The sequence below is a fragment of the Rhizobium sp. BR 314 genome (assembly GCF_047445805.1).
In the GTDB taxonomy this organism is placed as follows: domain Bacteria; phylum Pseudomonadota; class Alphaproteobacteria; order Rhizobiales; family Rhizobiaceae; genus Rhizobium; species Rhizobium lusitanum_B.
This window is the reverse complement of record NZ_JARWLA010000047.1, coordinates 1-22330: the sequence shown is the minus strand read 5'-3', so window position 1 is coordinate 22330 and position 22330 is coordinate 1. Positions and strand designations below refer to the sequence as shown.

Genomic DNA, 22330 nt, shown 5'->3' with positions numbered 1-22330 from the left:
GGACAGCATCCATGACAACACTTCAGAGAATCCGGTCCACGCCGATGTTGCTAACTTTGCCAGCGTTCGCTGTGCTGTTTGCGATTTTCGGCATACCCATGCTCCTTCTTTTCGCGACCAGCCTCAATGCGCCAAATCTGTCTTTTGCGAATTATATCGCTTTTTTCGAACAGCGCTCATTTGTCCTGATCCTGATTCAGACCTTCAAGATCAGCTTCATAGCCACGGCACTTTGTTTGATCATCGGCTACCCGACGGCTTATTTGATTACGATCGCCGGCCGTGCAAGACCAATCCTCCTGGTGCTTGTCTTCCTACCTTGGCTGACGAGTGCTCTGGTTCGGACCTACGCATGGACTGTCGTCTTGGGTGATAGTGGATTGATCAACCGCGTGTTGCTCAATTCGGGCATAATCGATAGCCCTTTGTCTCTCATCTATAATCGTTTCGCTGTTTATGTTGGCATGGTGCATATCATGTTGCCCATGATGATTTTGCCGATTGTCAGCGTGATGATGAGCATTGATACTTCCTTGATGGCAGCCGCTCGCAGCATGGGCGCAAAGCCGTTCACCGCCTTTCTCCGGGTCTTCGTACCTCTTAGTATCCCGGGCGTTCGAAGCGGCTGCATATTGGTTTTTGTTGTTTGCCTGGGCTTTTACATCACGCCACAAGCATTGGGCGGCTTGGGCGACACCATGCTTTCAACCCTCATCAATTCGCAGCTTACAACATCGTTGAACATTGCGGCGACCGCCGCGGCAGCCTTTATATTGTTGGCGATGGCGCTCGCGGTTCTTTCCGTAGCGGGCGTCAATCTCGCCGGCGCGCATGGACAGCCTGCTTCAAGCGAGCAGAACGCCCGACGACGTAAACTGCCTTCATTCGACAAGGCATCCCGCTATCTCAACGAGTTTCTCGTCCCGTATCGGGCGCGACGCTGGGCAGCAAAGCTCCATCAAGCGCAGCGGGAAACCCCGTGGTCCAAGATTGCGGGGGCAGCATTCCTTGCCGTCGTTGTCATCTATCTATTGGCGCCCGGTTTCATCGTGATCATCGTCTCGTTAAATGCAGGGGAGTTCCTCGAGTTCCCACCTAAGGCTGTTTCGCTCAGATGGTACTATTCGTTCTTCAACGACCCCTCGTGGATCGGCGCATTGTGGAACAGCTTCCAATTCGGCGTAATTGTCAGCGTGGTATCGACCATAGTCGGCACATTGGCAGCGTTTGGCCTCAGCCGGTGCTCGTCGCGCTTGCGCTCGGGTCTAACCATGGTGATCCTGACGCCGATTACCTTCCCAATCATTGTTGTTGGTGTTGCTGTCTATACCGGGCTGGCCAAACTAGGATTGGTTGGAACGAACACCGGGATCATCCTGGGCCAGACGATCGGAGCCATCGGCTATGTCGTTGTCATCGTCCTTGCGACACTCGCAGGATTCGACAGGAGGCTGGAACAGGCGGCAATGAGCATGCGCGCCGGGCCGACCCAGACGTTCATGCGGGTTACTCTCCCGTTAATCCGCTCTGGTATCATCGGCGGCGCGCTCTTCGCGTTCTTGGCTTCCTTCGACGAGGTCATCATCACGTCGTTTGTCAGTGGCTATGCGATCCCGACATTGCCATTGAAAATGCTGGAAAACCTGAAGCAGCAACTTGACCCGACGATCGCTGCCGTTGGCGCTTTGCTGACAATGTTGCCAATCGTCTGGCTGGTTGCGCTTTATTTCACGCTTTGGCGCGGAAGAGGGGCGTTGAAGAGTGCTCCGGTCGCCGCGACCTGAGTCATCATACTCATGCCGGCTCCGTAACTCGCAGCCGTGAAACTGACTGCCTGTCCCAGAGCGAACTCTGGGGCGGGCTCCTGGCTCGAAGACTGCCCGGCGCATTTACTGCGCAATGGAGCTCATCAATCGCTTGTGCTCAAAGCCGAAGCCGGTCACGACGGACTTTCTAGGCAAGCTCTGGTTTCATTGACGCATTAGACGGTCATCCCTCGGGTGACGGCGCGTTCCCTATTTGCTGTCAGTCCGTTCTTTGCGGGACAATTCCGCGGCAACCATCAGGTCCACTCATCGGACATCGACTGATGTGCGAATAACTTCAATTCCGGTTGCAAGGTCAGGAGGCGCCGTTGGCGCGAGTAGCCGGCCTCGTAAACGTCGCTAAATCTTTCGTCGCGGAATGGACGTCGCATACGTGTTCATTGCAGAAAGATGGCGATCGGCTAGCTTCAACTCTTTCAAGGCCGCCGCACGATCTCGGCTCGCCAGTAGACCACATAGAACTTCAGAGACGGCCAGCGCTGGCGCCAGCGTGTGAAAGAATGTTTGGCTTTCAGTCGGAAAGAAGACAACGTGCTCTGCGATCGTCACCAGGGGAGACACTTCGCTGTCGGTGATCGCCAGGATGGACAGTCCCTTCTCACGGGCGGCCTCGGCAAGCTCAAGCGTCTGAAGCGAATAGGGGTTGATGGAAATCGCCAAAAGCACGTCCTCATGAGTTGCGCGGATGAGGGGGTCGCCGCTTGTTCCAGCCGGACCATCCAAGTGGACAGTCTTTTCGCCGAGCAATGTCATGACGTAGTGGAAATGCCACGCGACCGAGTGGCACGAACGCAAGCCGAGCACGAAAATCCGCCTCGCTTTTGCCAGGTGCTCCGCCATTGTATCCAAACGCGAAATCGTATCAGGGTCGCGGAGCCGATCGATCTGCGCGGAGAGACCTTGGAGCATCCTATAAGCCAAGCCCTCACCATTCGCCGCCCCTTCTTCTCTTTGTAAAGCCCTGGCCGCAAATCCGTCGGCGCTCACCCTGATGACGTCGGCGTGTTGCTCTCGGAAATCTTCATACCCGGAGAATTCAAGAAACTTCGCCAGCCTCGTCATTGTCGATGGCTGAACACCGGCATTCCGCGCGAGTTCGCGCATCGAAACGAGCGCCACCTCCTGCGGATGTTCCAATATGTGTCGAGCCGCTTGCTGCAACTGCTCGGACATGTCGTCGAATCGCTCGATGATCCGAGCGTGTAATGGGCCTTTTTGCAACATTTGCCTCACATACGATGTCATAATTCACCTGGACCATCTCTCTCGGGAACTAAAAAGTCAAACAGCCGTCGGCTATCTCACATCACAACCGCTCCAAAAATTCTGACTTGAGAGCGGGAAAACAAATGCATCAAAACGTGATTTATAAAACAGTTGTTGCATATTTCGCCAAAACCTGCAAATCAATGGATGGAAACGTTCGAAAGCCGGACGGATAAGCACCCCGAGATGACCATGACAAAAATTCTCCATCGAACGATCGGAACAACTCTGCCAACCGCGGTCGCGGGGGAGGGCATCTACGTCGTGGATAGCGAGGGCAGGAGCTACCTGGATGGGTCGGGGGGCGCCGCCGTCAGTTGCCTCGGGCACAATCATCCAGAAGTTCTTGACGCAATGAAGCTACAGATGGGTCGGATCAGCTACGCCCATACGTCGTTCTTCACGACCGACGTCGCCGAGCGGCTTGCCGAGCAATTGGTTGAACTTGCGCCCGAAGGCCTCGATTATGTCTATCTGGTGTCTGGCGGTTCGGAAGCTGTCGAGGCCGCTCTCAAAATGGCGCGCCAGTATTTTGTCGAAGTCGGGCAGCCGCAGCGGCGCCACATCATCGCACGTCGGCAAAGCTATCACGGCAATACGATCGGTGCCTTGGCAACAGGCGGCAATGCCTGGCGCCGTGCCCAGTTCAAGCCGATCTTGCCTGAAACGCATCATGTTTCTCCTTGCTATGCCTACCGCGACCTGCAGGTGGGCGAAACGCCGGAGGCTTATGCCGAGCGTCTTGCTGCGGAACTGGAAGACAAGGTTCTTGAACTTGGCGCGGACAAGGTCATGGCCTTCGTCGCCGAGCCGGTGGTCGGTGCGACGCTGGGTGCCGTTGGCCCGGTTTCGGACTATTTCAAGCGGGTTCGGCAGGTGTGCGACAAGTATGGCATCTTGCTGATCCTCGACGAGGTCATGTGCGGAATGGGGCGTACCGGCACAATCTTCGCTATGGAGCAGGAGGGCATTGTCGCGGATCTGGTCACGATTGCGAAGGGACTGGGCGGCGGCTTTCAGCCGATCGGAGCGGTATTGCTCTCCGAAAAGATCTACCGTGCGTTCGCCGACGGGTCGGGTCTGTTTCAGCATGGACATACCTATATCGGACATCCGATCGCAGCAGCGGCAGCCAGTAAGGTGGTTGAAATAATCACGCGCGCGGACATGATGGCAAACGTCATCCGGATGGGCAAGCGCCTCCAGGCCGGGCTCGATGAGGCACTTGGACAATCACCCTATGTCGGCGACATCCGCGGTCGTGGTCTTTTCCGCGGCGTCGAGATCGTGGCCGACAAAGACACCAAGCAACCTTTCGATCCGGCCCGCAAGATGCATTCCCGCATCAAGAAGGAAGCCATGCGCAGAGGCCTTATGTGCTACCCAATGGGCGGTACGATCGACGGCGCGCAGGGCGACCACGTGCTGCTAGCACCACCCTACATCATTCAGCCTGAAGAAATCGATTTGATTGTCGAACGGCTTTCCGACGCCATCCGCGCCGCAGTAGTAGACTGAGGTTCTCGCGAAATGACAACATCGTCCTGTCCGCCTATCGCTGATGAAAACTGGCCCGCGGAAATCGCGGACATGAAAACGGGCTTTGCCGGCGCGCTGAACGTCTATCGCACCATGGCTCATCATCCCGCGCTGCTGAGAGCGTGGGCTCCGCTGCGGCAGCATATCGTAAAAGATAGTGCGTTAGGTCCGGTCCGGTCCGAGCTCGTGATTTTGCGCKCGGCACATCGTATGGGCTCCGCCTATGAGTGGTCCCACCATGTAAGCCGCGCTCGCGCTCTTGGTATTTCCGATGCGCGAATCCGGAGTATGGCTGGAACTCCCGATGGCGAAGAGGGCGTACTTGCCGGTGCTGTCGACGCGCTATTTGACGGCGCACGTCTGCCTTCGCATCTCGAGCAAGCTATTGCTGCGAGCATAGGTCGGCAAGCCGTGTTCGACCTTATGGCGACCGTCGGCTTCTATTCGGTGCTCGGTTTCATATTGATGACTTTCGACACGCCGATCGACCAAGACGTTGTCGACGAGATGGCTGAACACCCAATCTGATGGAGCAAAAAACGAGAGTTCGGCCTTCCGATCCAGCCGTGCCCTTAGGCTGCAGGTTCAAGCGTGGAGCCGATCAGGAGCCGATCAATACAGGGATAACGACGGCCCGCTTTGCCCCCTGACAGACGGGGAAATATTGGCGCGGCAGCCGCGGCCGAATGGGAGATCAAGAATGATAAAAGAATTGCACTTCGCACTGGGAGAATTCCAGACCCGTCTAGCAGCCGTTAAAAAGGAAATGGCGAAGAGAGAGATTGACATCCTCCTCCTCTCAGAACCGCCGAACCAGAACTACCTTACCGGCTATAATGCGTATTCCTTCTACACACCGCAAATGGTGATTGTGGCGCAAGACCACGCAGAACCGATTTGGATCGGCCGTTTCATGGACCGTGTTTCGGCTTCCATGACCACCTATCTGGCCGAGGACAATATCCGAGCCTATCCCGACACCTATGTTCAATCGGCAACGCTGTCGGCCTATACTTTCATGGCCGATATCGTGAAGGAGCTCGGAGGGGAAAAGGCGCGTATCGGCGTCGAGATGGGGGGATATTACTATCCGGCCCGCGGCCACGCAGATCTCACGCGAGCCTTGCCGAATGCAGAGTTCGTCGACGCCGATCTTCTTGTTGGATGGATCCGGCTCGTAAAGAGCCCAGCCGAGGTGGCCATTATGCATCAAGCTGGCCAGCTTGCGGATGCCGCCATGACGCGCGTCATCGATATGGTGCAAGCCGGGGTCCGTGAGTGCGATATTGCTGCTGCGATCTATCACCAGCAGATTTCGGGCACGCCCGAGTTCGGTGGCGACTATCCTTGTTGCCCCCCCGATTTGTGCATTGGCGAACGCTCAATCGCGCCGCATGCCGCCTGGACGGACGACCCCCTGCCGGAGTCCACCGTTGTCAACCTGGAACTGAACGGTTGCCGGCATCGCTACCAGGTCAACCTGGCGCGCACGATCGTCGTCGGCCAGCCTTCATCCGCTTTCCTGAACCTGTCGGAAATCGCTGTTGAGGCCTTGAATGCCGGGCTGGAAGCAGTTCGGCCCGGTCGCACCTGCTCGCAGGTCGATGCCGACTTCCGCAAGGCGCTTGCCCGCCACGGGATCGAGAAAGAGTCTCGCATTGGTTATCCGACCGGCATTGGGTTCCCTCCGGCCTCAGGCGAACGAACGGCAAGCATTCGCAAGGGCGACGAAACCGTACTCAAGCCGGGTATGGTGTTCCACATGATGCCTGGCCTGTGGCTCGACAATGTCGGGATCACGATCACACAGAGCTTTGCGGTCTCCGAAACGGGTTACGAGCCCCTGACGAAGACGCCGCGCAAGCTCTTCGTCAAATAGAGACTGTATCCGGTGCATACTCGTCTGGTTCCAGCATGTCTGCTTCGTTTCCGAAATGGCCTAACCAGTTCGGACGAGTATCTGCGCCGGGAACGTCGAAGCAACCGGCCTATGCCAGGTCGCATCGGCGCTGCAGGCCTCCGCGCGGGCTCCCCAGGTTCTTCTTTCGGGGAGGTAGGTGATGGTTGAACTCGATCGCGCCGACATTGCGCTTCTCCAAGCCGTTCAGAAAAACAACCGGCTGACCTCTGAAGAACTCGCGGGGATGGTCCACCTCTCGCCGACGGCGTGCCAACGGCGTTTGAGAAGGTTGCGCAACGAGGGCGTCATCGAGGGAGACGTTTCCATCGTCTCGCCCAAAGCAGTCGGACGACACATCACCATGATCGTCATGGTGTCCCTTGAACGGGAAAGGGCCGACATCGTCGATCGATTCAAGGCTGCGATACGAAATACGCGTGAGGTGATGATGGGTTTCTACGTAACGGGAGATGCCGACTTCATGCTCGTGATTACCGCGAAAGATATGCAGGACTACGAGCACTTCACGCGCCGGTTTTTCTATGAAAACGCAGATATCAAAGGCTTCAAGACCATGGTTGTGATGGACCGTCTCAAGGCCAGCTTCGCTATCCCGCTCGAGGTGTAGTGATGATGTCGCAGCGACGGATCCAGTGTCACCTCCATTTATGCAGGGACCCTGCGTGATGTGCATTCGAATCGACGGGCCGCGCAGCTCCGCTGCTAGGTGCAACAACAGACACCATGACGACTAGACCAGGAGACCACCATGAACATGCCTACCAACAACTTCCTCTCCGAGGTCGAGCGTAACGCAGTCGTCGAGATGCGGCACGCCATGCATCGCGAGCCCGAACTTTCCAACAACGAGTGGAAGACCCAGAAGCGGATTATCGAGACCTTGGCCGCCTTCGGCCTGACCGAAGCAAAGACGTTTCACAAGACCGGTGTCTATGTCGATATCCAGGGCTTGGCCCCAGGCGCAAATCGTTCGATCGCGATGCGCGGAGACATCGACGCGCTTCCCATTCAGGAAGCCCGCGACGACCTGCCGTATCGGTCGCAAGTGCCAGGCGTCATGCATGCGTGCGGTCATGACATGCATGGCTCAATCGCCTTGGGAACGGCGCTCGCTTTCCATCGCATGCGCGAAAATTTCTCAGGCAGGCTGCGAGTGTTCTTTCAACCCGCTGAAGAAGCAGAACCACTTGGCGGCCGGACTGTCGTTGAAGAAAACTTGCTAGACGGGTTCGACGCCGCAGTGGGATTTCATGTCCGCACTGACATTCCAGCCGGCTCCTATGGCGCCCGTGCGGGCGCCGTAACAAAGTCAGCGGATCAGTTCTCGCTCGAATTTATCGGGACGATGGCACACGGCGCCAAGCCTCACTTGGGCGTGGACGCGATCGCGATAGCAGGCGCCTTCATCAACGAAGTTCAGAAGGTGGTGTCGCGCGAAATGCCGGTTGACGATGGCGCTGTCGTTACGATCGGCACGATCCACGGCGGGGAAGCGACGAACATAATCTGCCCTTCGGTCACAATGACCGGAACGATCCGGACGAGCAGTCCCGAGAGGAGAAAGTTGCTGGTTCAACGGGTGCGCGAAATTGCCGAGGGCGTTGCTGCGATCCATCGAGGCCGGGCCGAATTTAGCTCACACGCGGGCGAGCCTCCTGTGGTCAACGACAACTCAATGGTCGAGCGATTCAAGCAGATCGTCGTGCAGTCCGATGGCGAGGACAAATATATCGAGGGTTCGGCAAGCTCCGGCAGCGATGACTTTGGTTTTTACTCCGGCTGCATCCCGTCAATCTATTTCTGGTTCGGCAGCAAGGAGCCGGGAAACGAATCCGGCGTCCATACGCCGACGTTCGGGGTGTCCGACCAGACTCTCGTCCCGACAACCGAGCTGGCGATCCGCTACTGCTGGGAACTCTTTCAAAGCGCGTAACGCGCGGCTGGTGCGGAGGGAGGACCTTGATGATTGACCTCGACGACATTGAAGGCGCAAAACGGCGCATCAAAGATCACATACTCACTACGCCGCTCGCGCATTCTCCGTCTCTGTCGAACTGTTGCGCTGTGCCCGTATATCTAAAGCTGGAGCACCATCAGACGACAGGCAGTTTCAAGCTGCGCGGCGCCTTCAATGCCATTCTTCAACTGTCCGCGGACGAGCGGGCACGCGGCGTTGTGGCCGCGTCGACGGGCAATCACGGTCGTGCTCTGTCGTTCGCAGCCAACACGTGTGGTGTGACGGCCACGATCTGCATGTCGAACCTGGTCCCCGAAAACAAGGTCTCGGAAATTCGCCGGTTAGGTGCCGAGGTCCGTATCGTCGGAAAATCCCAGGATAACGCTCAGGAAGAGGCCGAGAGGTTGGCGGGCGAGGGACGGTGCCTCGTCCCGCCGTTCGATCACCCGGCAATCATTGCCGGTCAAGGAACGCTAGGGCTAGAAATCGTCGAAGCGTTGCCGGACGTGGCGACTGTGCTCATCCAGCTCTCGGGGGGCGGTTTGGCTTCTGGGGTGGCGGCAGCCGTGAAAAGCCAGCGGCCGGATGTGCGTATCATTGGGCTCACGATGGATCGCGGCGCTGCGATGAAGGCAAGCCTTGATGCAGGTCGCCCGGTGCAGGTCGATGAGTTTGAAAGTCTGGCGGATTCGCTCGGCGGCGGGATTGGCCTCGCCAATCAATGGACTTTTCCCATGTGCCGCGACCTCTTGGACGATGTCATTTTGTTGAGCGAAGCCGAAATAGCGGCTGGCATCCGACATGCATACCTCCAGGAGCGCGAGATCGTCGAAGGCGCAGGGGCGATTGGCATCGCGGCGCTCCTGGCGAACAAAGTGCGCAACCTTCATGGACCCGTCGTGACTGTGCTGTCGGGCCGCAACATCGATATGAATTTACATCGTCGCGTCGTGAGCGATGAGACAGCAGATATTATTGCGAGGACCACGTCATGAGATCGATGACCATTTTGACTGAACGGCAACTGAGAGATCTGGTGACTCTTGATCTGGAGGCTGTGCGTTGCGTGGAAGAGGCATTTCGCACGCTTGCAACAAAAAAAGTGGTGATGCCGCCAATTCTTCGCCTCGATATTTTGGAGCATCGCGGTGAGGTTGACGTCAAGACGGCCTACGTACCTGGTCTCGATGGCTTCGCCATCAAGATCAGCCCCGGCTTTTTCGGCAATCCCGAAATTGGCTTGCCCAGTACAAACGGCCTTATGGTTTTGCTGTCAAGCAAGACCGGTTTGGTTCAAGCATTGTTGCTGGATAATGGTTATCTCACCGATGTTCGGACGGCCGCAGCAGGTGCCGTGGCTGCAATGCACCTCGCTCGCAAAGACGCGTCGGTGGCTGCTGTCTTTGGCGCTGGTATGCAGGCGCGCCTACAGTTGCAGGCGCTCATGCTGGTCCGACAAATTCGTGAGGCGCGGATTTGGGCGCGTGACGCTGCCAAAGCCAACAAGACGGCCCGAGAACTGTCTGACCAATTGGGCATCAGCGTCATCGCTTCCGATAGCCGGGAAGCAGCCGTTGCCGGTGCGCATGTGATCATCACCACAACGCCGGCTGATCAGCCGATCCTGGAAGCTCGATGGCTCGAACAAGGACAGCACATCACGGCGATGGGCTCCGATGCCGAACACAAGAACGAAGTAGAGGCCGAGGCTATTGCGCGCGCCGATCTCTACGTGGCTGACAGCCTCGCTCAGACGCGACGCCTCGGTGAGTTGCATCACGCGATTGAGGCGGGGGCTGTCGCGGAAGATCGTGCCCTTCGAGAACTCGGCCAGATTGTTGCCGGTGCTGTGGCTGGACGCACCGACGATCGCCAGATCACGATCGCCGATCTGACCGGGACGGGTATTCAAGACACTGCCATTGCAAATCTTGCTTTCGCAAGAGCGCTGGCCGTCAAAGCCGGAACAACAATAGACTGATGACGTGCCTGGGCCGGCACTGAAGTCGGTGGCCGCCTGGGCGTGAGGCGCAGTCGAGCAAGTTCACACGTCTTACGATACTCGCATTGACCAAACCCGTCCGAAATCGAGGAACTTCATCATGACTTCGCAAAGCAGCACTGTTCTTGGACTACTTGAGCTGGATGAAGGCGTGTCACCAGACAGTCCGCTTCTTAGCCCGCGCGAAGGATCCCTATTGCACCCGGCAACGTTTGGCGGGCCTGTGATCACGGAAATGGTGGAAGGCGCCTTTGCAGAGGTTGTCATTCGAGGTGATGCTTCGCTGGAACACGCCTGCATTGCGGCTGCACAGCGATTGGTCGATCGAGGTGCCAACGTTGTTGCCGCTGACTGCGGCTTCCTTATCCGCCACCAGTCTGCAATCTCTGCAGCAGTCAATGTACCCGTCATAACCTCAAGCCTTCTACTCATTCCGACTTTGTTACGTCAGCTATCGCCCGCGAAAAAGCTCGCGGTATTAACAGCGGATTCGCGACATTGCACCGAAGACCTGTTGGGCATCCAGCACCCGGCGGATCGGAAGCGCGTGGTCGTCGGAGGCATCGAAGGTGGTGTATACGTGCGCAATGCCGTGGCGCGGCCGTTCGTGCGGACAGCGCTGGATCAGATCCAGCAGGAGGTCGGTGCCCGTATCGATCAACTGCGCTCCGACCACCCCGAGATTGCGATGATACTCTTCGAGTGCACTGGCTTCCCTGTCGTTGCAAATGCCCTTCGGCTGAAGACAGGACTGCCCATCTACGACATTACCGACCTCTGCAAACTGACGCTTGCGACTGTGACCGCCCGCGTCTGACTTAGCGCATCCAAATCTAAAGGAACTGAAATGTCTGACGAGAAACTACGGTTCGAACTTTCTGAATACAGAACACGCCTCGAGAAGGCGCGCAGCGCCATGGAGCGAGCTGGCATAGACGTACTGGTCGTTACCGATCCCGCTAACATGGGCTGGCTTACCGGTTACGAGGGCAACTCGTTCTACGTGCCACAATGTGTTGTTGTGTCAAAGGACAAGGATCCCCTCTGGTTCGGCCGTGGTCAGGATGCCAATGGATGCCGTCGCACGGCATATATCGGCGAGGATCGGATCAGGTGGTACGAGGACCACTACGTTCAGTCAGACACCTTGCACCCCATGACCGTTCTTGGCCAGTTCCTCACGGATGAGGGGCACGGTTCAGCCATAATCGGTCTGGAGAAGGACAGCTACTATTTCTCACCGGCCGGTTTCGAAGCCCTTACAGCCGCACTTCCCAACGCGCGCTTCAAAAACGCCATGCGCATGATCAACTGGGAACGCATCGTCAAATCCCCTCGTGAAATCGAATATATGCGCGGCGCCGGCAAGATTGTCGAAGCGATGTATGAGCGCATCACAGAGGTGCTGCGGCCGGAAGTAAAACAGTCGGACATAATCGCTGAAATTTCCTATGTTGGCACCCGTGGTGTGGGCGACTACTGGGGAGACTATCCGTCAGCCGTACCCAACCTTGGCGCCGGTGCCGATGCCTCAGCTCCTCATCTGACGTGGACTGATAAGCCCATTCGCGCGAACGAAAGCATCTTCTTTGAACTTGCTGGTGTACACAAACGGTACCACTGCCCGCTCTCTCGGTCGTACTATCTCGGTAAGCCGAGCCAGCAAATGCTGGATGCTGAGAAGGCCGTTTTGGAAGGCATGAGCGCCGGCCTTGAGAAGGCTGTGGTGGGAAATTACTGCGAAGATATCGCTCTGGCCTACGGAAATGCCCTTGCGAAATACGGTCTGAAGAAGGCAAGCCGCGCCGGCTACTCCATTGGCATGGGATACCCGCCGGCGTGGGGCGAGAACTCCGCCAGCTTCCGCGACGGTGATAAGACCGAGCTGCGCCCAGGCATGACATTTCATTTCATGTCCGGGCTTTGGTACGACGACTGGGGTATCGAAATTACCGAAAGTTTCTTGATCACGGAGGGCGAAGTCGAATTCCTGTCCAATGTCCCCCGCAAGTTGCTCGTTATCGAGTGAGTCCAATCCCCGGGCGAAATCGTGATCCACAATGCGCCCGGTGACGCCTTGCCACAAGGAGGCGTGGCTTCCTTGAATTGGACACCTCAAGTGCGAAAGAAACGATGAGGAAAGTCGCATGTCCAAAAATCCCATTTCGCGCGTCCGTGCCAAGGGCGATGCCTTCTCGATCGGCGTGACACTCGGACGAGCAAGCGCTTCTGCTTTCCGAGAGCGCGTCTTGCACACTGAAGAATATCGGGCGTTGGATACCCGGTGGCGCCGATCTGCATATTTGAAGGCTCTCGAAGCTGCGGCGCGCGCAACCTATCCCCGCTTTGTGCGCGAAATCGAGGGCATCGCCGAAGGCGCCGGTCAAGATTTCGATTCGATCTTCCTCTGGAATTGCCGCGGAGACCTTCGGCTTCCCGAGGATGTCTCCCCGGCAACAGGGTCGGTTGCTGCCAATGGATGCACGACACTCCTGCTGCCGGCGCAGGACGACCGCCCCGCAATAATTGCCCATAACGAGGACGGTGACCAAGCGCTCCTCGGCGCCTGCTTTTGGGTTGAAGTCGAGCCGGACGAGGGACCAGCCTGGGCCAGCTTCATGTACCCTGGCATGCTGCCCGGCCACACGTTTGGCTTCAATGAGATGGGGCTCGTGCAGACGATAAATAACATCACCGCGCATGATCTTCAGCCTGGAGTACCCCGACACATCATCTGCCGCGCGATCCTCGACTCAAGGTCGTTATGCGATGCGGTAGAAATCCTCAAGCGCAAGGACCGTGCCAGCGGATTCCATCATAATCTCGGCGAGACGAAAACGCGCCGGCTCGTCTCAATCGAGGCTCCCGCTTCAGGCTGCGCCATTCGGGAGGCCGTCACCCCCCAAGGCCATGCGAACCATTTGATCTTCGAAGAATTCGCCCAGTTGGAGCAGACCATCAGCGCCTCTTCCCGCGATCGTCAGGCGGCAGTGGACCGGGTTACTGCCGGACAAAGGCTCGCTGAAGACGCAGAAGTCGCTCTATTCGATGAGACGGTGCCGATCTACAAGAACGGAACAATCGATGGGTCGCAAACTCTGGCGATGGGCGTGTTCGCGCTATCCGCTGACCGGGTTGATTGGAGCGTCCATGCTGCCCCCAACGAGTGCGATGTCCTGGGAGGAACGGTGCTAGTCAAGTAGGCTGGTGATGTTTTGAGGCTGCGCGGACGCTTGCGATGGGTGGAGAGTGTGGCCTGACATTCCAATCTCACCTGAGGTGGGCCGGTCCTCAAGCACCCTCGATCCTCGCTTTGTTCTTCAACCTATGTCTCCGCGGTCGATCCAACCCAATGAGCCGACCGCACGGGTCAAATCAGCAAAGCCTCCACCGATAGCGAATTCCTGCAAAAAGCGAGGAAGATTGCAGGAACCCGGCGTCACCCCGGAGCGAAATGGTGCGATGAAGCTAGCACCTACAGGCAATATCATCTGAGCGGGTCGGGCAAGCGAAAGCTGTCCTCAAGTCGAGGTTTTGCTGCTCGCACTTGATCAGGCCCAGGTTCACAGGAAGAAAAGCGCGCAGCTGAAAAGCGGCGACCGAAGGGGTTAAAATGACCATCAACATCAAAGACATCGCTGAGAAAGATCGTAACTCGGTCCTGCATCCCTTCACCCAGTTGAAGGACTTTGCGACCGGCAAGCTCGGCGAACCGACGATCGTGGAGACCGGCAAGGGAATCCGCATCCAGGATGCGCACGGCAACCAGCTGATCGACGGTTTTGCCGGTCTCTACTGCGTCAATGTCGGCTATGGCCGCACCGAGGTTGCCGAGGCGATCTCTCGTCAGGCCTATCGCCTGGCCTATTATCATTCCTATGCCGCGCACACGACCGATGAGTTGGCTATCCTCTCCGACCGCCTCGTCAAGATGGCGCCCGGCAAGATGAGCAAGGTGTTCTACGGCATGTCCGGTTCGGACGCCAACGAGACCCAGGCCAAGCTCGTCTGGTACTACAACAATCTGCGTGGCAAGCCGACGAAGAAGAAGATCATTTCGCGTGAACGCGGCTATCATGGCTGTAGCGTCGTCTCCGGCTCGATGACCGGCATGAGCTTCTATCACGACCATATGGATCTGCCGCTCCCGCAGATCGATCACGCCGGTGTTCCGCATCACTATTGGGGCGCCAACCCCGGCGAGACCGAACGCGAATTCTCGGCCCGTCGCGCCGCCGAGCTCGACGAGATGATCGAGACGCTTGGACCGGACAATGTCGGCGCTTTCATCGCCGAGCCGGTGCTTGGCACCGGTGGCATCACGCCACCGCCGGAAGGCTATTGGGAAGCAATCCAGGCGGTGCTGAAGAAGCACGACGTGCTGCTGATCGCCGACGAGGTGATCACCGGCTTCGGCCGCACCGGCTCGATGTTCGGTTCGCAGCACTACGGCATCGAACCCGACCTGATCACGGTCGCCAAGGGCCTGACCTCGGCCTACTTTCCGCTATCGGCTTCGATCGTGGGCGAGAAGGTCTACAAGGTCATGGAAGAGGGAGCTGACAAGGTCGGCGCCTTCTCGCATGGCTATACCTATTCCGGGCACCCGATCGGTGCGGCCGCCGCAAACGCGGTGCTCGACATCGTCGAAAAGGAAGACCTGCCCGGCAATGCCCGCGAAGTCGGTGCCTATTTCCAGGCCCAGCTCAAGGAGAAGTTCGCGCAGCTGCCGATCGTCGGTGAAGTGCGTGGTGTTGGCCTGATGGGCGCGATTGAATTCGTTGCCGACCGTGAGAACAAGACCAGGTTTGATCCGTCGCTGAAGGTCGGTGCCCGCGTCTCCAAGGCTGCTCGAGACCGGGGCCTCATCGCCCGCGCCATGCCGCATGGCGACATCCTCGGCTTCGCGCCGCCGCTCGTCACCACCAAGGCGGAGATCGACGAGATCGTCTCGATTGCGGAAAAGGCAGTACGCTGCGTCATCGATGACCTGGTTCTGAACGGTCAGAAAATCTGACCGCCAAGCGGTCGGTCGCTCCTACCGCAACCAATGCAGTCATGGAAACGAGAACAGGGCAGGGACCTCTCCTTGCCCTGACCGACCAACTCAGCCGCCGCGCAGGTGGCGCATCATCACGCAAGAGGAAGCCGGCCTATGACCGTTGCCAAACTTCATATCACCACCAGTCTGGCGCCGATCACTGTTTACAGCCCTTATGACGGGTCTGTCCTCGGGACGATTGACGCCACGGATGCGAGCGAAATTAACGAACTTCTGGCCCGCGCCCGTCGCGGCGCAGAGCTTTCAGCCAGGCTGCCGAGACATGAGCGCGCGCGCATCCTCGAAGGAGCTGCGCGGATCATCGAGAGCCCCCGTGAAGCATTTGCCGAAACCATCGTGCGCGAAGCCGGCAAGACGATCGTCCAGGCGCGCAAGGAAGTGCTTCGTTGCGTCAATACGTTAAAGCTCTCTGCCGAGGAGGCAAAGCGCAATGCCGGTGAGATCGTACCGTTCGATGCCTATGTCGGCTCGGAACAGCGTCAGGGCTGGTTCACCCGCGAGCCGCTCGGGATCATCACCGCCATTACACCTTACAACGATCCGCTGAACCTGGTCGCGCACAAGCTCGGTCCGGCGATTGCCGGCGGCAATGCGGTTCTGCTGAAACCGTCAAACCTGACGCCGTTCTCCTCGATCAAGCTTGTCGAAGCCTTGGTGGAAGCGGGCTTGCCACCCGAGATCATCACCGTCGTTCACGGCGATCGCGAGATCGTCTCGGCTCTCGTCTCCGCGCGTGAGGTTCGCATGGTGTCGTTTACCGGCGGCTTCGCTACCGGAGAAGCGATCAGCCGCAAGGCGGGCCTTAAGAAACTCGCGATGGAGCTTGGCGGCAATGCGCCGGTCATCGTCATGAACGACTGCGACTTCGACAAGGCGGTTGAAGGATGCGTCTCCGGCGCCTTCTGGGCAGCCGGTCAGAATTGCATCGGCGCCCAGCGTGTTCTTGTCCAGGCCGAGCTTTATGAGCGCTTCCGCGATGCTTTCGTGGCGGCGACGAACAAACTCAAGGCCGGCGATCCGCTGAAGGAGGACACAGATGTCGGTCCGATGATCTCCAAGGAGGTCGCCCAACGCACCGAAGCAGCCGTCAACGACGCCATCGCCGCCGGCGCGAAGTTGCTCTGCGGCCACAAACGCGAAGGGTCGCTCTATCACCCGACGGTGCTGGAAGGTACGCCGGTGACCTGCCGCCTGTGGCACGAAGAAGTGTTTGCGCCCGTGGTCATGCTTGCACCGTTCGAGACGCTCGATGAAGCGGTCGAGCTGGCCAATGAACCCGAATACAGCCTGCACGCCGGCATCTTCACCAGCAACCTCAATGTCGCACTTGACGCCGCAGCCAGGATCGAAGCTGGCGGCGTGATGATCAACGACTCCTCAGACTACCGCTTCGATGCCATGCCATTCGGCGGCTCCAAATACGGCAGCATGGGCCGGGAAGGCGTGCGCTTCGCCTATGAAGAGATGACCCAGCCAAAGGTCGTTTGTATCAACCGTGGGTAAAGGGACCTAGCAGCCGTTTGATACCGCTGCCGGACTTTCGAACCCAAGTGAATGAATCCAGGCGGCGCCTCGGCGCCGCAACAGCCGAACCTGATGGGGGGAGAATGAACAAAATCTTCGACAATCCGACGTCAGCACTTGAGGGCTTGCTGTTCGACGGCATGTTCATCGCGGCGGGTGGCTTTGGCCTTTGCGGCATTCCGGAGCTGTTGATCGATGCGATCCGCAAAGCTGGCACCAAGGACCTGACAATCGCGTCGAACAATTGCGGTGTTGACGACTTCGGCCTTGGCGTGCTGCTGACGACCAGGCAGATCCGGAAGATGATCTCGTCCTATGTCGGTGAGAACGCCGAGTTCATGCGGCAATATCTGAGCGGTGAACTCGAGCTCGAGTTCAACCCCCAGGGAACACTTGCCGAGCGCATGCGCGCCGGCGGCGCCGGCATTGCCGGCTTCTACACCAAGACCGGCGTCGGCACCGTCGTCGCGAAAGGAAAAGAACTCAAGGTCTTTGATGGAGAGGTCTTCGTTCTCGAGACTGGAATCGTCGCCGACCTGTCGATCGTCAAGGCCTGGAAGGCGGATACCTCGGGCAATCTCGTCTTCCGCAAGACGGCCCGCAACTTCAATCCGCCGGCCGCCACATGCGGCAAGATCTGTGTCGCTGAAGTCGAGGAAATCGTCCCGGTCGGCAGCCTGGATCCCGATCACATCCATGTGCCGGGGATCTACGTGCATCGCCTGATCCAGGGTCAGCACGGGAAACGCATCGAACAGCGCACCACGCGCGCGGCGGCTTGAGGCTGGGGAGAAACACATGGCCTGGGACAGAAACCAGATGGCGGCGCGCGCTGCACGCGAACTTCAAGACGGCACCTACGTCAATCTCGGCATCGGCATCCCGACGCTGGTCGCCAACTACATCCCTGACGGCGTCCACGTGACGCTGCAGTCGGAGAATGGCCTGCTCGGCATCGGTCCCTTTCCGTCCGAGGGTGAGATCGATGCCGATCTGATCAATGCCGGCAAGCAGACGGTGACGGCACTGCCGCATTCCGCCTTCTTCGATTCAGCGCAGAGCTTCGCGATGATCCGCGGCGGCAAGATCGCGATGGCGATCCTGGGCGCGATGGAGGTAGCCGAGAACGGTGACCTCGCCAACTGGATGATCCCCGGCAAGCTCGTCAAGGGCATGGGTGGCGCGATGGATCTGGTTGCTGGTGTGAAGCGGGTGGTGGTCGTCATGGACCACACCAACAAATCAGGCGAATCCAAGGTGCTGAAGGCCTGCACCCTGCCGCTGACCGGACAAAGCGTCGTCGATCGGATCATCACCAATCTCGGTGTGCTCGACGTCGTCGATGGCGGACTGAAGCTGGTCGAGCTTGCCGAGGGCGTCACCGACGGCGAGATCCGCAGCGCCACCGAGGCGACCATCGTCAACTAGGCCTGAGCCTTTTGCCGAGTAGCTGGAGCCGGCCTGTGCCGGCTTCGCGAGGACCATAGAGGAGACCACCATGAGCATCCCATCGATCGTCATCGCCAGTGCTGGCCGCACCGCGGTCGGATCCTTCAACGGCGCCTTCGGCAACACGCCGGCGCATGAGCTCGGTGCTGCCGTCATCAAGGGCGTACTTGAGCGCGCGGGCGTCGAAGCGGGTGAAGTCGACGAGGTGATCCTCGGCCAGGTGCTGCAGGCTGGCGAGGGCCAGAATCCGGCGCGCCAGGCAGCGATGAAGGCGGGTGTCCCACAGGAAAAGACCGCCTGGGGCATGAACCAGCTCTGTGGCTCGGGCCTTCGCGCCGTCGCGCTCGGCATGCAGCAGATTGCAACCGGTGATGCGGATATCATCGTCGCTGGCGGCATGAAGATGGGCGACTTCAAGATGATCGACACGATGATCAAGGACGGCCTGACCGACGCCTTCTACGGTTATCATATGGGCATCACCGCCGAGAACGTCGCCCGTCAGTGGCAGCTCAGCCGCGAGGAGCAGGATGCGTTCGCACTCGCCTCGCAGAACCAGGCCGAGGCCGCACAGAAGGCTGGGCGTTTCGCCGACGAGATCATTCCCTTCATCGTCAATGGCCGCAAGGGCGACGTCACCGTCGACCAGGACGAATATATCCGCCACGGCGCAACGCTCGACCAGATGACCAAGCTGCGTCCGGCCTTCGACAAGGAAGGCACGGTCACCGCCGGCAACGCCTCCGGCCTCAATGACGGCGCCGCCGCCACCCTGCTGATGAGCGAAGCGCAGGCTTCCAAGCGCGGCATCCAGCCGCTTGCGCGCATCGTCTCCTGGGCAACGGCCGGCGTCGACCCGCAGGTCATGGGCACCGGCCCTATCCCGGCTTCGCGCAAGGCGCTGGCCAGAGCCGGCTGGGCGATCGGCGATGTCGAGCTGGTCGAGGCCAACGAGGCTTTCGCGGCGCAGGCCTGCGCGGTCAACAAGGACCTCGGCTGGGATCCTGGCATCGTCAATGTCAATGGTGGCGCCATCGCCATCGGCCATCCGATCGGTGCCTCCGGCGCCCGCGTGCTCAACACGCTGCTCTTCGAAATGAAGCGCCGCGGCGCCAGGAAACGTCTGGCAACGCTCTGCATCGGCGGCGGCATGGGTGTCGCCATGTGCGTGGAAGCGATGTGAGGAGGCAGGGCCATGGCCTCCGCCGAGTACCGTCTCTGCGACGTATCGCTCGACCGGTCGTTCGCTGGCCGGGACGCGAGAATTGAGCGGGAGCAAGCGCTCGCGGTTATCGACCTCTTGGAATCCAACACCTTCATTCCGGTCGGTCACGATGGCGGGCCATACCGCCTCACGATTGCGGCGGCCGACGGGCGCCTCGCGTTACATGTCGCCGATGCCCATGGCGAGCATGTCGTCAGTCACTACCTGTCGCTGACGCCGTTCCGCCGATTGCTGAAAGACTACACCCGCATCTGTGAGAGCTACTACGACGCCATCCGCCACCCAGGCCCTGAACGGCTTGAGGCGATCGATATGGGCCGGCGCGGCGTCCATAACGAGGCAGCCGAACTGCTGAAAAGCCGGCTGTCAGCGAAAGTGAACATCGACAACGACACCGCCCGCCGGCTGTTCACACTGATCTACGCCCTGCTCGTGCGCAATGCCGACCGTCGAGTTCTGCTGAGCTGACACAGCTTCGGCCCGAAACTTTCCCACCAAGGAGGAACACCCCAGTGAACGCAATACCACAACGCAACGTGCAAGCCGGAGAAACCAGCTCCGCAGGCTTCCTGGATAGCGTTGACCAAAACTTCCGTCATGCCATGACATTCCTCGACCTGCCGGAAGGCCTGTCGGAGCGGATCATGCAGTGCAACTCGACCTACACGGTTCGGTTCGGCGTCCGCCTGCGGGGTCGCATGTACAGCTTTATCGGCTGGCGCTCGGTCCATAGCGAGCACTGCGAGCCGGTGAAGGGCGGCATTCGCTATGCGTCGAATGCCGATGCTGAAGAGGTCGAGGCCCTGGCAGCGCTGATGACGCTCAAATGCTCGCTGGTCGATGTGCCGTTCGGCGGCTCGAAGGGCGCGCTAAAGATCGATCCGCGCGAATGGACGCCGCAGGAGCTCGAGCGCATCACCCGCCGCTTCACCCAGGAACTCAACAAGCGCGGCCTGATCGGCCCCGGCGTCAACGTCCCGGCACCCGACATCGGCACCGGCGAGCGGGAAATGGCCTGGATGATGGACGAGTTCCGCCGCGCCAATCCGACCGATGTCATCAACGCGCGCGCCTGCGTCACCGGCAAGCCGCTGTCGAAGGGCGGTATTGCCGGCCGCACCGAGGCAACCGGCCGAGGCGTGCAGTTCGCCATCCAGAGCTATCTCCGCGATCCGCGCACTGCCGGCCTGAACGGCAAGCGCGATCTGAAGGGTGCTGCAATCATCGTCCAGGGCTTCGGCAATGTCGGCTACCATGCGGCAAAGTTCGTCTCTGAAGAAGACGGTGCCCGGGTGACGATTGTTGCCGAACGCGACGGCTATGTCGCCAACGCCGATGGTCTTGCGATCGAGGCGCTGAAGCAGCATCATATCAAGACCGGCAGCATTCTCGGCTTCGAAGACGCCACCTCGTTTGCCGGCGATATGACGGGCATTGCGCAGCCATGCGACGTCCTCATTCCGGCGGCCATGGAGAATGCCATCCATGCGGGCAATGCAGACCGCATCAAGGCAAATTTGGTCGTCGAGGCGGCCAACGGCCCGATCACCTTCGAGGCTGACAAGGTGCTTCGCACCCGAGGGATCACCGTTCTTCCCGATCTTTACGTCAATGCCGGCGGTGTCGTCGTCAGCTACTTCGAGTGGGTAAAGAACCTGACGCATATTCCCTTCGGTCTGATGGAACGGCGCCGGCGCGAGCGGCGCAACCAGACCATCGCAATGGCGCTGGAACGCATGACCGGCAAGGAATTCCCCGCCGATATCCGCGATGAATTCCTCGAAGGCGGCGCCGAGATCGACCTCGTCCGGTCCGGCCTCGAAGACGTCATGCGCAGCACCTGGACACGGATCGCCGACCTCATCGAACAGCAACCGGAACTCGGTGACTACCGGACCGCCGCCTATGTCGCGTCGATCCGGCAGATCGCCGATGCTTATGAAGCGATAGGAATCTGATCAATTGCCTGCCTAGTCTTACTGCGTCACAAATTTGTGGATTTTATCGATCCTTCATCCGGGAGCAGCATGGACATCGCTGGAGGTTGCGACTGAGTGCGACGGTCAAGTGCCTTCGGATTGTGGCGATCGAATTCGACACGTGTCGCTCGGGTCGGATCGGGGGCTCCGCGGGGTCGATAACCCTGGGGAAGGCCAGATTGCGGGCGGTTTTTGGTTTCGGGCGGCGCTGAGGGGGGAATCGTCTCCCTTTGGGAGATGAGGAATCCGTAAGCGGCAATGCAGAGGCTTGCATGATGATGGAAGCCGCGCCAACCGCGTCCCTCATAGTGGCCGAGCCCGAGTTCCTGTTTGAGTTCCTGATAGTCGCGCTCGATGCGCCAGCGCAGCTTGGCGGTGCTGACGAGCTTTGCGAGCGAAGCGGCGGCCGGGAGAGTGGAGAGCCAGTATTTGAGTGGTTCGGCATCACCCTCGGGCCATTCGATCAGCAGCCATTCCTCGGCGCGGGGCTCGGTCAATTTGTAATCCCTGGACGCGGGCCTGACGCGCACGGCGGCGAAGCGAGAGTTGAGGTCAGTGTTGAGAGTTGAGGTCAGTGTTG

Annotated in this window: 20 protein-coding genes and 1 pseudogene; 19 read left to right on the top strand and 2 right to left on the bottom strand. The window is 59.1% G+C overall.

The features are described from left to right. Positions 1 to 11 precede the first annotated feature (11 nt). Positions 12 to 1784, top strand: a complete 1773-nt coding sequence (locus QD461_RS32925; protein WP_004128865.1) for an ABC transporter permease subunit — start codon at positions 12 to 14, stop codon at positions 1782 to 1784. Positions 1785 to 2165: 381 nt separating this feature from the next. Here the strand turns inward: QD461_RS32925 and QD461_RS32920 are convergent, their stop codons facing one another. Continuing rightward, a complete protein-coding gene (locus QD461_RS32920) occupies positions 2166 to 3050 on the bottom strand; it encodes a MurR/RpiR family transcriptional regulator (protein WP_004128868.1) in 885 nt (294 codons plus the stop codon). A 234-nt stretch (positions 3051 to 3284) separates the two neighbouring features. Between QD461_RS32920 and QD461_RS32915 the strand changes: the two genes are divergently transcribed. The 18 genes and pseudogenes from QD461_RS32915 to QD461_RS32830 all read left to right on the top strand — a co-directional run bounded on the left by QD461_RS32915 (position 3285) and on the right by QD461_RS32830 (position 21729). Next, a complete protein-coding gene (locus QD461_RS32915) occupies positions 3285 to 4610 on the top strand; it encodes an aspartate aminotransferase family protein (protein WP_004128870.1) in 1326 nt (441 codons plus the stop codon). A 12-nt stretch (positions 4611 to 4622) separates the two neighbouring features. Next, a pseudogene (locus QD461_RS32910) lies at positions 4623 to 4907 on the top strand (carboxymuconolactone decarboxylase family protein); the annotation flags it as partial. A gap of 12 nt (positions 4908 to 4919) precedes the next feature. Beyond that, positions 4920 to 5159, top strand: coding sequence for a hypothetical protein (locus QD461_RS32905; RefSeq protein WP_414091226.1), 240 nt, complete (start codon positions 4920 to 4922; stop codon positions 5157 to 5159). A 172-nt stretch (positions 5160 to 5331) separates the two neighbouring features. Then, entirely contained in the window at positions 5332 to 6510 is a 1179-nt protein-coding gene (locus tag QD461_RS32900; protein WP_004128877.1) for a M24 family metallopeptidase, read from the top strand. A 181-nt stretch (positions 6511 to 6691) separates the two neighbouring features. Beyond that, on the top strand, positions 6692 to 7159 hold the full coding sequence (locus QD461_RS32895; RefSeq protein WP_004128880.1) for an Lrp/AsnC family transcriptional regulator: 468 nt from the start codon (positions 6692 to 6694) through the stop codon (positions 7157 to 7159). A 141-nt stretch (positions 7160 to 7300) separates the two neighbouring features. After that, positions 7301 to 8485, top strand: coding sequence for a M20 family metallopeptidase (locus QD461_RS32890; RefSeq protein ID WP_004128884.1), 1185 nt, complete (start codon positions 7301 to 7303; stop codon positions 8483 to 8485). 29 nt (positions 8486 to 8514) lie between these two features. After that, positions 8515 to 9504, top strand: a complete 990-nt coding sequence (gene eutB / locus QD461_RS32885) for a hydroxyectoine utilization dehydratase EutB (RefSeq protein WP_004128886.1) — start codon at positions 8515 to 8517, stop codon at positions 9502 to 9504. Then, complete coding sequence (gene eutC, locus QD461_RS32880) at positions 9501 to 10490, top strand: ectoine utilization protein EutC (RefSeq protein ID WP_004128888.1); 990 nt, start codon at positions 9501 to 9503, stop codon at positions 10488 to 10490. Before eutB ends, eutC begins: the two co-directional genes overlap by 4 nt. A 121-nt stretch (positions 10491 to 10611) precedes the next feature. Continuing rightward, entirely contained in the window at positions 10612 to 11328 is a 717-nt protein-coding gene (locus QD461_RS32875; RefSeq protein ID WP_004128890.1) for a hypothetical protein, read from the top strand. A gap of 30 nt (positions 11329 to 11358) precedes the next feature. Further along, positions 11359 to 12540, top strand: a complete 1182-nt coding sequence (locus QD461_RS32870; protein ID WP_004128891.1) for a M24 family metallopeptidase — start codon at positions 11359 to 11361, stop codon at positions 12538 to 12540. A 118-nt stretch (positions 12541 to 12658) separates the two neighbouring features. Then, entirely contained in the window at positions 12659 to 13714 is a 1056-nt protein-coding gene (locus QD461_RS32865; RefSeq protein ID WP_004128892.1) for a C45 family autoproteolytic acyltransferase/hydolase, read from the top strand. Between the two features lie 410 nt (positions 13715 to 14124). Beyond that, positions 14125 to 15528 carry an aspartate aminotransferase family protein gene (locus tag QD461_RS32860; protein ID WP_004128893.1) on the top strand — a complete coding sequence of 468 codons (1404 nt, stop codon included), beginning with the start codon at positions 14125 to 14127 and terminating at the stop codon, positions 15526 to 15528. A gap of 138 nt (positions 15529 to 15666) precedes the next feature. Next, positions 15667 to 17076 (top strand): aldehyde dehydrogenase family protein, encoded by a 1410-nt coding sequence (locus QD461_RS32855; protein WP_004128894.1) that lies wholly within the window; start codon positions 15667 to 15669, stop codon positions 17074 to 17076. Between the two features lie 104 nt (positions 17077 to 17180). Continuing rightward, the gene (locus tag QD461_RS32850) at positions 17181 to 17879 is read left to right on the top strand and encodes a CoA transferase subunit A (protein ID WP_004128896.1); all 699 of its coding nucleotides are present in this window, start codon (positions 17181 to 17183) and stop codon (positions 17877 to 17879) included. 16 nt (positions 17880 to 17895) lie between these two features. Continuing rightward, entirely contained in the window at positions 17896 to 18525 is a 630-nt protein-coding gene (locus tag QD461_RS32845) for a 3-oxoacid CoA-transferase subunit B (RefSeq protein WP_004128898.1), read from the top strand. Between the two features lie 70 nt (positions 18526 to 18595). Then, positions 18596 to 19729, top strand: coding sequence for an acetyl-CoA C-acetyltransferase (locus tag QD461_RS32840; protein WP_004128900.1), 1134 nt, complete (start codon positions 18596 to 18598; stop codon positions 19727 to 19729). 12 nt (positions 19730 to 19741) lie between these two features. Then, positions 19742 to 20239 carry a UPF0262 family protein gene (locus QD461_RS32835; RefSeq protein WP_004128902.1) on the top strand — a complete coding sequence of 166 codons (498 nt, stop codon included), beginning with the start codon at positions 19742 to 19744 and terminating at the stop codon, positions 20237 to 20239. A gap of 44 nt (positions 20240 to 20283) precedes the next feature. Further along, positions 20284 to 21729: a Glu/Leu/Phe/Val family dehydrogenase gene (locus QD461_RS32830; protein WP_037136561.1), complete on the top strand. Its 1446-nt coding sequence runs from the start codon at positions 20284 to 20286 to the stop codon at positions 21727 to 21729. 26 nt (positions 21730 to 21755) lie between these two features. On the opposite strand, the gene QD461_RS32825 is transcribed toward QD461_RS32830, so the two are convergent. Then, on the bottom strand, positions 21756 to 22330 hold a 575-nt coding region (locus QD461_RS32825; protein WP_414091224.1), incomplete at its 5' end, for a transposase.